This is a genomic window from Sphingomonas sp. BRN-1R (assembly GCF_057748035.1).
This window is the reverse complement of the sequence record NZ_CM173236.1, coordinates 1,899,112-1,911,390: the sequence shown is the minus strand read 5'-3', so window position 1 is coordinate 1,911,390 and position 12,279 is coordinate 1,899,112. Positions and strand designations below refer to the sequence as shown.

Here is a 12,279-nt window from a genome sequence, read left to right as displayed (position 1 = left end):
CCACACGCGGGCGAGCGGCAGCAGGGCGTACAGCGTCGTCATGGTCGATCCTCTCGTCAGGCAGGATCGGCGAGGAACGCCTCAAGCGCCGCATGGGCTGCATCGTCGGGCATCTGTTCGGGTGGATGCTTGCAGAAATACGCCGCGGCGGGCAGCACCGGCCCCGCGATCCCGCGATCACGCGCGAGCTTGGCGCAGCGGATCATGTCGATCGCGACGCCTGCCGAGTTCGGGCTGTCCTCCACCGACAGGCGCAGTTCGAGGTTCATCGGCACGCCGCCGAACAACTGCCCCTCCATGCGCAGGAAACACACCTTGTTGTCGTTCTGCCACGCGACATAATCGCTCGGGCCGACATGGATGTTCTCATCCTCTAACCGCGCGGCGGCGACCGACTGAACGGCTTCCGTCTTCGATTCCTTCTTCGACTTCAGGCGCGAGCGTTCGAGCATGTTGAGGAAGTCGGTGTTGCCGCCCGTGTTGAGCTGGTAGGTGCGATCGAGCTGCACGCCGCGCTTCTTGAACAGATCGGTCAGCACGCGGTGGACGATCGTCGCGCCGAGCTGCGCCTTGATGTCGTCACCGATGATCGGCACGCCGGCGATGCGGAAACGCTCGGCCCAGACGGGGTTCGAGGCGATGAAGACCGGGATGTTGTTGACGAAGGCCACGCCCGCCTCGAGCGCGCATTCCGCGTAGAACTCGCTCGCCGCCTGCGAGCCGACCGGCAGATAGTTCATCAGCACGTCGGCCTTGGATGCCCGCAGCGCCTCGACCACCGCAGCCTGATCGGCCTGGGTCGCCTCGGCGACACGGAACGAGCGCTCCTCCGGGTAATCGCCCATGTGGTCGGCGACACCGTCCAGTACGCGGCCCATCTGCACGATCGTACCGGTCGGCGCGACCTCGGGCGCGAACACCGCCGTGCAATTTGGCTTGGCGAAGATCGCCTCGGCGACGTCCTTGCCGACCTTGCGTGTGTCGACGTCCCACGCCGCGACGACGCGGATGTCGCTCGGTTCGTAGCCGCCCAGCTCGCGGTGCATCAGCCCGATCGTGTCGTTCGAACCGGCGCGGTAATGTTCGAGCCCCTGGACGAGCGAACTCGCGCAATTGCCGATGCCGACGATCGCGACGTTGATGCCGCGCTGGTGGGGAGAAAGCATCACGCGGCGCTCCGTTCGGCGGCGAGGCGTTCGTCGCGGTTGAAGTTCAGGGGGCAGAGTTCAGGCAGGTCGATCGCCTGTTCGGCCACCGGTTGCGGCGCGGCTACGGGTGTCGAGGTGGCGACGCCGGGCGCATAGCGGTCGATCATCCACGCGCAGAAATCGGCGAACGCCTGCGGATCCTGCGCGGGGCTGGTGTGGTGCGGCGCGAGGCCGAGGTGCTGGGGCGTGAAGCAGAAGGTGACGGTCACGTCGAAGTCGGCGAGCGCCTCCATCTGCCGGTCGAACCAGCCGATCGCATCGGGGCGGAAGCTGTCCGCCCACGACAGGCCGGTGCGGATGCGCCTAGTGCCGAGCCGCTTCATCCACGCAACCGCCTCGTCGAGCCGGGGGTCATTGTAATGGAACCACTGCATCAGCCCGATTTCGGCGGCGTGCTTGGCATAGACGTCGAGCGCGGGCTTGGGCGTGCCGTCCTCGCGGATCAGCCCGAGATAGAAATGCCGGTAGTAGGACGAACCCTCCGCCTCGCGGTGGCGGGTCTCCGCGCCCCAGCTGCGCGGCAGGTCGAACAGCGAATACCAGAACACGCGCGGCGCACGGCCCTCCAGCAACTGTACAGTGCGCTCCAGGCCGAACGCCTGCACCTCCTCCGCACCGAACGAGCTGACGCCGACCTCCGTCACCCAGACGGGCTTGTCGGTCACGGCTTTGATCTCGTCGATTTTCTCGGGCCAGGCGCTGAGCGGCCACAGGTTCCAGTCGAGCGGAAAGCCATGCACCGCCACCGCATCGACGGCATCAAGCGCGCCATAGCCCGCCATCCGCCCGAGCCAGTGCGGGTCGATCGGCGACATGCCGCCGAGCACGCGGGTCACGTCCGGATTGATGGCGTGGATCGCATTGCCGGCGCGCACGACATGCTCGGCAAAGCGCGACCAATCCGGGTCGAGCGTCGGGTCCCAGTGCGATTTGTTGTTGGGCTCGTTCCAGAGCATCGCGGCTTCGATCATGCGGGGTTCCTCGACGGATAGGCCGCCATCGGACCGTCCTGCCATTCCCCGAACGGCACGGGCGCGACGCGGCAGATATAGACTTCGGCTTCGGGCTGCGCCTCGATCGTGAAGCCGGCGGCGCGCAGCATCGCCTGGCTGCACGCGGCGTTCGGCGCCCACCAGTTGGTCCAGTCACCGGCGTACTGACGCTCGATGAAGTGCATCTTGGGATAGCCGGGATCGGTAAAATAGGCGGGCGCATCGAACGTGCCGGGAACGTGGAAGGGATGATCCTCCGGCACATCGTACACCGCATCGCCGCCCTGCTGCATCGTCTGAAACAGCAGCAGATCGCCCGCGACATGTTCGCGGATCAGGTCGAGCGCGAGCAGCGGGTGCCGCAGATGGTACAGCACGCCCATGAAGATTACGAGATCGAAGCGCTCGCCCAGTTCCGCGACACGGTACACGTCGAGCTGGCGGAACTCGACACCGGACGCGCCCAGCGCCTCCGCCGCGAGCCGCGCCTGTGCGAGATAGCGCGCATCGCTGTCGATGCCGACCACCCGCGCAGCCCCGCGCCGCGCCATCTCGATCGCGTAGAACCCGGCGTTGCAGCCGATGTCGAGCACGGTCTTGCCGGTGAGATCAGCGGGCAGCGCGGGCGCGAACCGTTCGAACTTGAACCGAGGATAATCGCCGAGGAAATGATCGGGCGCGGTCCATACGCCCTCACCCAGATCCATGTTGTGGAACCACGGCGCGAGCGCGTCGACGCGCTCCTGCAAGCTCGGATCCTCGCGCGCGCTCATGCCAGCGCCTCGTTGATCGACAGCACGCGCGCTCCCCAATCGCCGATCGCGACGCGGCTGACCGAGGCGGGATCGACATCGAAGTTGAGCGCGTTGCCGAGCGGCAGGCCAAGCCAGCCGGCCAGCGCAGCGCGGATCACGTCGCAGTGGCTGACAAGCGCGATCGCCTCACCGGCGTGCGCCAGTGCGCATGTTTGCGCAAAGCCGGTGACGCGTGCCTGCACCTCCACCATGCTTTCCCCCGCGGGCGGCCGCGCCTCGCCACGCGCGTCGTTCCAGCGACTCCATTCGGCGTCGCCGGCGAGCGCCTCGAACGCCTTGCCGGTCCACGCGCCGAAGTCGATCTCGTCGAGCGCATTGTCGACCCGTATGTCGAGCGCACGGCCGGCGGCGATCTCCTCCGCCGTCTCGCGCGCACGCTGCACCGGGCTTGACCATATTGCCGCGAACCGCCGCGCGGAAAGCGCAGACGCCAGCCGTCGCGCCTGTCCGCGCCCGTCATCACTCAAGGGTATGCCCGGGGTGCGTCCCGAGAGGATCCGGCCAAGATGATCGTGCGGCGCATGCCGGATGAGATAAAGGGTCGCAGTCACGCAGGCTCCCGCAGGCACCCGCAAACGCGGGCAGGATCGTTACGAGGGCGGAACCCATCGCCAGCTTCTAAGTTCCTCCTCCATGTCATTTTTATGTCCGGCATCGGGAACTTAGAAGAAGAAGAAGCATTATCGTTGCCGTACCGAAACACCTGCTTCGATCGGGGGACTGCGCATGACCGGCAATTTGCTTCGAGACAATAAACCAATATCATTGATCTCGATCAATTTTGCTGAAGCTGATCTTGACTGTTCCTTTGCTAACGAGGCCGTAGCATGAGCGAGACCGTTCTCGTAACCGGCGGCGCCGGTTTCATCGGGCGCTTCGTCTGCGATGAACTCCTCCGGCGCGGCAATAGCGTCCGTGTCCTCGACGCGCTGATCCCGCAGGTCCACGGCGACGGAGCGCGGCCGGAGCAGCTTTCGGCCGATGTGGAGCTTATCCATGCCGACGTGCGCAACGGCGACGCGGTGGCGCGTGCGCTCGACGGGGTGGACAGCGTGATCCACCTCGCTGCCGAAGTCGGTGTGGGCCAGTCGATGTATGAGGTCGAGCGCTACACCAGCGTCAACGACGTCGGTACGGCGGTGCTGTTCGAGCGGTTGATCGACAAGCCGGTGCGCCGCGTCGTCACTGCCTCCTCGATGTCGATCTACGGCGAAGGCCTGTACCGCGACGCCGACGGCAACACCGTCGAGAATGCCGAACGCGGCATGGTCCGCGACGGGCAGGCGAACTGGGAGCCGGTCGACGCGCGGGGTCGCCCGCTCACACCGATGGCCACCCCTGAGTGGAAGCGTCCAAGCCTCGCCTCGATCTACGCGCTCAACAAATATGTGCAGGAGCGCACCACCCATATCATGGGCGCGCCTTATGGCATCGAGAGCGTGTGCCTGCGGCTGTTCAACGTCTATGGCCCCGGCCAGGCGTTGTCGAACCCCTATACCGGCGTGCTGGCGATCTTCGCGGCGCGGCTGCTCAACGGCCAGCGCCCGATGATCTTCGAGGATGGCGAGCAGCGCCGCGATTTCGTGCATGTCACAGATGTGGCGCGGGCGTTCTGCGACTCGCTCACCGATGCGAAGGCGGTGGGCAAGACCTTCAACATCGGGTCCGGCAACGATCGTTCGGTGACTCAGGTGGCCGAGGCGCTGGCGCGGGCGATGGGCAAGAACGACACCGCGCCCGAGATCGTCGGCAAGGCGCGGATCGGCGATATCCGCCACTGTTTCTGCGACACCACGCTCGCGGCACAGGAACTCGGTTTCACCGCCCGCCAGGATTTCGAGGCCGGGCTTGCGGAACTCGCCGAGTGGGTCGGGCAGCAGACCGCACAGGATAACGTCGCGCATGCCCGCGCCGAGCTCGAAAAGCGTGGGCTGGTGGCATGAGCGGCGCGCCGATCCTCGTCACGGGCGGGGCCGGCTTCATCGGCTCGAACCTCGCCGACGCGCTCGCGCGCGATGGTCATGACGTGCTGCTCTACGATGCGCTCAGCCGCCCCGGCGTCGAGCGCAATGCGGCGTGGTTGCAGGAAAATCACGGCAGCCGCGTAACGCTCGTCAAGGCCGACATTCGCGACGATGCCGAGCTGCGGCGCGCGGTGGCGGAAGCGCAGGCGGTGTTCCACTTCGCCGCGCAGGTCGCCGTCACCACCAGCCTCGACGATCCGCGCGACGATTTCGAGATCAACCTGCTCGGCACGTTCAACCTGCTCGAAGCGGTCCGCGCCAAACGTGACACGACGCCGGTAATCTTCGCTTCGACCAACAAGGTCTATGGCGACCTGCTCGATCTCGACTTCGCGCTCGGCGACAACGGCTATGCGCCGACCGAGCCGCGCATCCGTGACCACGGCATCGGCGAGGACCGGCCGCTCGATTTTCATACGCCCTATGGCGTGTCGAAGGGCGCGGCGGACCAGTATATGCTCGACTATGCGCGCAGTTACGGTGTGCCTGCGGCCGTGCTGCGGATGAGTTGCATCTACGGCCAGCGCCAGATGGGCACAGAGGATCAGGGCTGGGTCGCGCACTTCCTGATCCGCGCGCTGAACGGCGAGCCGATCACGCTGTACGGAGACGGCCACCAGGTGCGTGACATCTGCGACGTGTCGGATGCGGTGGCCGCCTATCTCGCGGTGTGGCGCGCGATCAGCCGCGTGCAGGGCCGTGCGTTCAACCTCGGCGGCGGACCCGCCAATGCGGTGAGCCTGCGCGTGCTGCTCGACCATATCGGGACATTGATCGGCCGCGATCCGCAGGTCGGCTTCTCCGACTGGCGCGCGGGCGACCAACGCTATTTCGTCGCGGACACGCGGTTGCTCGACGAGGCGCTCGGCCTGCCCGAGCGCGTGGCGTGGCGCGACGGCGTCGCGCGACTGGCCGAGTGGCTGGTCGCCGAACGCGCGCCGGCGCTTGCGCTCGAACGCGCTTCATGAGGCCGATGCGCCTTCTGATGACCGCCGATGCAGTGGGCGGTGTGTGGCAATATGCGACCGATCTCGCCGGCACGCTCGCGCCGTTGGGAGTGGAAACTACGCTCGCCCTGCTCGGTCCTGCGCCGAGTGCGGAGCAACGCCGGTTCGCGCGAACGATTTCGGGCGTGACGCTGGTCGAGACCGGCCTTCCGCTCGACTGGCTGTGCGACGAAGCCGCGCCCGTGCGAGCGGCAGGTGCGGCGATCGCCGATCTGGCGCGCACGAACGGGGCGGACGTGGTGCAATACAACATGCCGACGCTCGCCGCGGTTCCGGCCGGGCTGCCGAGCGTCGCGGTCACGCACGGCTGCGTGTCGACATGGTGGGCGGCGGCGAAGCGCACGCCGCTCGACCGACCATATCACTGGCACCGCGCGCTGATGCTCGAAGGCTTGCGCGCTGCCGACCGCGTGGTCGCGCCGACGCAGGCCTACGCCGAGGGTGTCGCGGCGCATTACCGGCTGCCCCGCGCGCCGGTCGCGGTGCATAACGGACGCGTCGCGCCGGCATCCGCCGCGCCGCTTGCGCTCAGCGATCAGGTGCTCACCGTCGGGCGGATGTGGGACAGCGTGAAGAACGCCGCGCTTCTCGACCGGGTCGCCGCCCGGCTGGCGGTGCCGTTCTATGCGGCCGGCGCTCTCGTCGGCCCGCATAACGAGCGGATCGCGCTGGAGCATCTTTACGCGCTGGGCGAGCTCGATGCGGACGTGCTGCGCCGGCGCTTCGCCGAGCGGCCGGTGTTCGTCTCGGCAGCGCGTTTCGAGCCGTTCGGGCTTGCCGTGCTGGAGGCCGCGCAGGCGGGATGCGCGCTGGTGCTCTCCGACATCGCCACCTTCCGGGAACTGTGGGACGGCGCGGCGCTGTTCGTCGCGGGTGAGGACGAGCGCGACTGGGCGAAGGCGGTCGAGGCGCTGATCGCCGATCCCGTCCGCCGCCACGCGCTCGGCGAGGCCGCGCGCACGCGAGCGGCGCGCTACACTCCGGACGCGACTGCGTCCGCGATGGCGGGGCTCTACCGCGCGTTGCTCAGCGAACATACCACGAGGGTCGCGGCATGAAGATCATCTACTTCACCCACAGCCTCACCTCCTGCTGGAACCACGGCAACGCGCATTTCCTGCGCGGCGTGCTGAGCGATCTCATCGCGCGCGGCCACGACGTCACCGTCTGGGAACCCGAAGGCGCGTGGAGCCTCGCCAACCTGCTCGACGATCATGGCGAGGCGGGACTCGACGCCTATCGCACCGCCTATCCCGAACTCGCCTCGCGCACCTACGGCGCCGAACCGGACGCGGCGGCGATGACCGACGGTGCGGCCCTGGTGCTGGTGCATGAGTGGAACGACCCCGCGCTCGTCAAGGCGGTCGGCGATCTGCGCAAGAGCGGCGCGCGCTTCACGCTCCTGTTCCACGACACGCACCACCGCGCGGTCAGCGCGCCAGAGGAGATGCGCGCCTACGACCTGTCCGGCTACGACGGCGTGCTGGCATTCGGCGAGACGCTGTCCGAAGTGTATCGCGGCTGGGGCTGGCAAGGCCGTGTGTGGACTTGGCACGAGGCCGCCGACACCCGCCGCTTCCACCCGCCCGTCAGCGAAGGCGAGCGCGAAGGCCTCGTCTGGATTGGCAACTGGGGCGATGGCGAGCGGACCGAGGAACTCGAACGCTTCCTGTTCGCGCCCGCCGCCGCCGCGGACCTGCCGCTCGACATCTACGGCGTGCGCTACCCGGTGGAAGCGCGCGAGATGCTGGCGCGGCATGGTGCTGCCTATCACGGCTGGGCGCCCAATGCCGGGGCTCCGGCGATCTTCGCCCGGCACCTCGCCACCGTGCATGTCCCGCGCCGCTATTACGCGACGATCCTGCCCGGCATTCCGACGATCCGCGTGTTCGAGGCGCTGGCGTGCGGCATCCCGCTCGTGTCCGCGCCGTGGCAGGATGCCGAGCATCTGTTCCGGCCCGGCACCGACTATCTCGTCGCCAAGGATGGCGCGGAGATGACCCGTCACCTGACGGCGCTGCGCGACGATCCGGCCTTGCGCGAAAGTCTCGTCGCGCATGGGCTGGAGACGATCCTTGCCCGCCACACCTGCGCGCACCGCGTCGACGAACTGCTCGCGATCGCCGCTTCGCTCGGCGTTACCCAGAAAGAATTCGCATGAAGATCGCCTTTTACGGATCGAGCCTGCTGTCCTCCTACTGGAACGGTGCGGCGACCTATTATCGCGGCGTGCTCAAAGCGCTGGCGAGCCACGGCTACGACATCACCTTCTACGAACCCGACGCGTTCGAGCGCCAGCAGCACCGCGATATCGACCCGCCCGAATGGGTACGCTCGGTCGTCTATCCCGCCACCGACGACGGCCTGCGCAGCGTGCTCGCCGAGGCAGGCGATGCGGACATCGTCGTCAAGGCAAACGGCGTCGGCGTATATGATGCCGAACTGCTCGACGGCATCGTCACGCGTGCGCGGCCGGGTGCGCTGAAGATCTTCTGGGATGTCGATGCCGCCGCCACGCTTGACGAGATGCGCGCCGATTCGTCGCATCCGGTCCGGCGTGCGCTGCCCGATCTCGACATCGTGCTGACCTACGGCGGCGGCCCGCCGGTGATCGACGCCTATCGCGGCTTCGGCGCGGCAGCGTGCGAGCCGATCTACAACGCGCTCGATCCCGAGACGCACTTCCCCGTTGAGCCCGATCCGCGTTTCGCGAGCGATCTCGCCTTCCTCGGCAACCGCCTGCCCGATCGGGAAGCGCGCGTGGAGGAGTTCTTCCTCAAGGCCGCCGCCGCCCTGCCCGACCGCGACTTCCTGATCGGCGGCAACGGCTGGGACAGCAAGGCGATGCCGGGCAACGTCCGTCACCTCGGCCACGTCTATACGCACCAGCACAACGCCTTCAATTGCACGCCGCGCGCCGTCCTCAACGTCGCGCGCGACAGCATGGCGCAGGTCGGTTTCTCACCCGCGACGCGCGTGTTCGAAGCGGCCGGCGCTGCCGCCTGCCTCATCACCGATGCTTGGGAGGGTATCGAACAGTTCCTCATCCCCGACAAGGAGGTGCTGGTCGCCCGCGACGGGCAGGATGTCGCCGATCACCTCGCCACACTGACGCCCGAGCGCGCACGCGAGATCGGTCAGGCCGCGCTTGCCCGCGTGCTGGCCGAACACACCTACGAACTGCGCGGCGCTCAGGTCGATGCGCTGTTCCGCACGCAGCGCGCGAACGCGATGGAGGCCGCATGAAGCTCGTCGTTCTCGGCCTGAGCCTCGGGTCGTCCTGGGGCAACGGCCACGCCACCACGTTCCGGGCATTGCTCAAGGCGTTCGCCGCGCGCGGGCACGACGTGCTGTTCCTCGAACGCGAGGTGCCGTGGTACGCGGGCGCGCACCGCGACCTGCCCGATCCCGATTTCTGCCGGCTCGAATATTATGCCGACCTCGCCGCACTGGAAGACTGGCGCGGGGAGATCGCCACCGCGGATGCGGTGCTGGTCGGTTCCTATGTGCCCGACGGCGTCTCGGTCGCGCGGTTCGTGCAGGAACATGCCCGCAAATCGGCGTTCTACGACATCGACACGCCGGTCACGCTGGCGAAGCTGGTGCGCGGCGATTACGAATATCTCTCGCCCGAGGTGATCCCCGGCTACGGCGTGTACCTGTCGTTCACCGGCGGCCCGACGCTCGACCGACTGGAAAACGCATATCATGCACAGGCCGCGCGGGCGCTGTACTGCTCGGTCGATCCCGACAAATACCACCATGTCGATGTGCCCAAACGCTGGGATCTGTCGTACCTCGGCACCTACAGCCCAGATCGTCAGCCCACGCTGGAGAAGCTGCTGATCCAGGTTGCGCGCGCCTGCCCGGACCGGCGTTTCGCGGTGGCCGGGCCGCAATATCCCGCCGATATCGACTGGCCCGCCAACGTCGAGCGGGTCGAGCATCTGCCGCCGGCCGAACATGCCGAATTCTACTCCGCCTCGCGTTTCACGCTCAACGTGACGCGCGCGGACATGATCGCGGCGGGCTGGTCGCCCTCGGTGCGACTGTTCGAGGCGGGAGCGTGCGGCACGCCGATCATCTCGGACAAGTGGGAGGGAATCGAGGCGCTGTTCGCGCCCGGCAACGAAATCCTGCTCGCCGACAGCACCGAGGACGTGATCGCCGCGATCGCCCGCGATGGCGACGCGATCGGCGCGGCCGCGCGCGGTCGCGTGCTTGCGCGCCACACAGCGGCGCACCGTGCCGCCGAACTCGAAACCTATCTGAGCGCGGTCGCACCACGACGACCGATCCCCAACAGGAGACAGGCCATGCCGACACCGATCACCCTCGTCGCCGGCGGTGCGGGCTTTATCGGATCGCATCTGTGCGCGGCGCTGCTCGCGCGCGGCGAGACGGTCGTCTGCATCGACAATCTGCAAACCTCGCGCGCGTCGAATCTGCGCGCGCTACTCGATCATCCGCATTTCGACTTCGTCGAAGGCGATGTGGTCAACCCGCTGCCCGCCAGCATCACTGCGCGCGCCGGGCGGATCAAGCGTATCTACAATCTCGCCTGCGCGGCGTCGCCGCCGCAATATCAGCTCGATCCCGAACATACGATGCTGACCAATGTGATGGGCACCAACCACCTGCTCCGCCTTGCTGAGATGAGCGGCGCACGGTTCCTGCTCACCTCCACGAGCGAGGTGTACGGCGATCCCGAGATGCATCCGCAGCGCGAGGATTACCGCGGCTTCGTAAGCTGCACCGGCCCGCGCGCCTGCTACGACGAGGGCAAGCGCGCCGCCGAGGCGATGACGTTCGACTTCCACCGCATGCAGCGCGCGGAGGTGCGCGTCGCGCGGATTTTCAATACCTACGGCCCGCACATGCACCCGGATGACGGCCGCGTGGTGTCGAACCTGATCTGCCAGGCGCTGTCGGGCAACGACATCACCGTGTACGGCGACGGTTCACAGACGCGCAGCTTCTGCTTCGTGTCCGATCTGGTCGACGGGCTGATCCGGCTGATGGAGAGCGATGTCGACGGCCTCGAGCCGATCAACCTCGGCAATCCCAACGAGCTGACCATCAACGATCTGCTCGACAAGGTGGTGACGATGACCGGCACCGATGCTCATGTCACCCGCCTGCCCTTGCCCGTCGACGACCCGCGCCGCCGCAAGCCGGATATCGAGCGCGCCAAGACGCTGCTCGGCTGGGAGCCGCGCGTCGATCTCGCGACCGGGCTCGCGCGGACCTGCGCGTGGTTCGCCGAGGAGATCGGCAACGCGGGCGCGCAGCAGCGGCCGATCCTCGCCGCTGCGGAGTGAACCGGTTCCTCCCCCGCGAGGGGGAGGACAGCCGCTCGATCAGTCGGCGGCGTTCAGCCACTCTTCGAGCGTCAGCGCGTCTGTTCCGCGCGTCTCGGCACGCATGCTCGTGCGCATGATGTCGAGCGCCCAGCGCGTGCGCTTGTCATTTTCTCCGGCGACGAGGTTCTCCGGCACCCAGAGTTCATACTCGCGCATATGAGCATCGGCGGCGGTGAACAGCACGCAGATATCGGCGGCGAACCCGGCCAGGATCAGCCGCGTCACGCCCAGCCGCGGCAGCAGCACCGGCAGGTTGGTCGCATAAAAACCGGAGAACTGCGGCTTGATAACGAAATAGTCGCTCTCGCGCGGGCGGAGCGCCTCGGCGAGCGGCCGCCCCGGCCTGTCCTCCTCGATCATCATGTCGATCAAGCGAGACGCCTGCGAGTGCCACTGGTCCTGATTGTCGTTGACGTAGATGACCGGCACCCCCGCCTCATCGGCTGCGGCGCGCAACCACGCGGTCGGCTCGGCCAGCGACAAAGCGGCGCCGAGCAAATCCTCGGCGCCGTCGAAGTCGAGCGGGTTGATGACGTCGATCAGCAGCAGCGCCGTTCCGCCGGCGGCTTGTGGCAACCCGCTCATGCCACCTTACTCCTCGTCTTCGACGCTCAGCTCTTCCTCCTCATCGGCGTTGAGCTGTGTGTCGATCTCCTCGGCGATCAGGTCGAGCTGATCGTAGGTCAGCAGGAACTCGGTCTCGTCGCCATCGTCGCTGTTCAGCGTCAGCAGGTAGTGACCCTCGCTCTGTGCGAGGGTGAAGCTCTTGAGCGTGTCGGCCACGGAAATTCTCCTGGTGGGGCTGGTAAGCCCGGCACCATCGCTTCAGCCGCCGCTCGGTTCCGCCAGGATCCTTGGACTGTCGATCAA

Annotated in this window: 12 protein-coding genes; 6 read left to right on the top strand and 6 right to left on the bottom strand. The window is 67.3% G+C overall.

Annotated elements, in window-relative coordinates; genetic code table 11:
• Window positions 1-56: 56 nt before the first annotated feature.
• The 4 genes from AC3ANX_RS08820 to AC3ANX_RS08805 are packed head-to-tail and all read right to left on the bottom strand — an operon-like array spanning window position 57 to window position 3,566.
• Entirely contained in the window at window positions 57-1,166 is a 1,110-nt protein-coding gene (locus AC3ANX_RS08820) for an inositol-3-phosphate synthase (RefSeq protein ID WP_488336916.1), read from the bottom strand.
• The gene (locus AC3ANX_RS08815) at window positions 1,166-2,179 is read right to left on the bottom strand and encodes a glycosyl hydrolase (RefSeq protein WP_488336619.1); all 1,014 of its coding nucleotides are present in this window, start codon (window positions 2,177-2,179) and stop codon (window positions 1,166-1,168) included. Before AC3ANX_RS08815 ends, AC3ANX_RS08820 begins: the two co-directional genes overlap by 1 nt.
• Window positions 2,176-2,973, bottom strand: a complete 798-nt coding sequence (locus AC3ANX_RS08810; protein ID WP_488336618.1) for a TIGR04290 family methyltransferase — start codon at window positions 2,971-2,973, stop codon at window positions 2,176-2,178. The genes AC3ANX_RS08815 and AC3ANX_RS08810 overlap by 4 nt, the downstream gene beginning before the upstream one ends.
• Window positions 2,970-3,566, bottom strand: a complete 597-nt coding sequence (locus tag AC3ANX_RS08805; protein WP_488336617.1) for a histidine phosphatase family protein — start codon at window positions 3,564-3,566, stop codon at window positions 2,970-2,972. The genes AC3ANX_RS08810 and AC3ANX_RS08805 overlap by 4 nt, the downstream gene beginning before the upstream one ends.
• A gap of 276 nt (window positions 3,567-3,842) precedes the next feature.
• Between AC3ANX_RS08805 and AC3ANX_RS08800 the strand changes: the two genes are divergently transcribed.
• The 6 genes from AC3ANX_RS08800 to AC3ANX_RS08775 are packed head-to-tail and all read left to right on the top strand — an operon-like array spanning window position 3,843 to window position 11,367.
• A complete protein-coding gene (locus AC3ANX_RS08800; RefSeq protein ID WP_488336616.1) occupies window positions 3,843-4,958 on the top strand; it encodes an NAD-dependent epimerase/dehydratase family protein in 1,116 nt (371 codons plus the stop codon).
• Complete coding sequence (locus tag AC3ANX_RS08795; RefSeq protein ID WP_488336615.1) at window positions 4,955-6,007, top strand: SDR family NAD(P)-dependent oxidoreductase; 1,053 nt, start codon at window positions 4,955-4,957, stop codon at window positions 6,005-6,007. The genes AC3ANX_RS08800 and AC3ANX_RS08795 overlap by 4 nt, the downstream gene beginning before the upstream one ends.
• Before the next feature lie 17 nt (window positions 6,008-6,024).
• A complete protein-coding gene (locus tag AC3ANX_RS08790; RefSeq protein ID WP_488336614.1) occupies window positions 6,025-7,104 on the top strand; it encodes a glycosyltransferase family 4 protein in 1,080 nt (359 codons plus the stop codon).
• Entirely contained in the window at window positions 7,101-8,207 is a 1,107-nt protein-coding gene (locus AC3ANX_RS08785; protein WP_488336613.1) for a CgeB family protein, read from the top strand. Before AC3ANX_RS08790 ends, AC3ANX_RS08785 begins: the two co-directional genes overlap by 4 nt.
• Window positions 8,204-9,292 carry a CgeB family protein gene (locus AC3ANX_RS08780; RefSeq protein ID WP_488336612.1) on the top strand — a complete coding sequence of 363 codons (1,089 nt, stop codon included), beginning with the start codon at window positions 8,204-8,206 and terminating at the stop codon, window positions 9,290-9,292. The genes AC3ANX_RS08785 and AC3ANX_RS08780 overlap by 4 nt, the downstream gene beginning before the upstream one ends.
• Window positions 9,289-11,367 (top strand): NAD-dependent epimerase/dehydratase family protein, encoded by a 2,079-nt coding sequence (locus AC3ANX_RS08775; RefSeq protein WP_488336611.1) that lies wholly within the window; start codon window positions 9,289-9,291, stop codon window positions 11,365-11,367. Before AC3ANX_RS08780 ends, AC3ANX_RS08775 begins: the two co-directional genes overlap by 4 nt.
• 39 nt (window positions 11,368-11,406) lie before the next feature.
• Here AC3ANX_RS08775 and AC3ANX_RS08770 read toward each other — a convergent pair whose 3' ends face one another.
• A complete protein-coding gene (locus AC3ANX_RS08770; RefSeq protein ID WP_488336610.1) occupies window positions 11,407-11,994 on the bottom strand; it encodes a cysteine hydrolase family protein in 588 nt (195 codons plus the stop codon).
• Window positions 11,995-12,000: 6 nt separating this feature from the next.
• Complete coding sequence (locus AC3ANX_RS08765) at window positions 12,001-12,192, bottom strand: hypothetical protein (protein ID WP_488336609.1); 192 nt, start codon at window positions 12,190-12,192, stop codon at window positions 12,001-12,003.
• Window positions 12,193-12,279 lie beyond the last annotated feature (87 nt).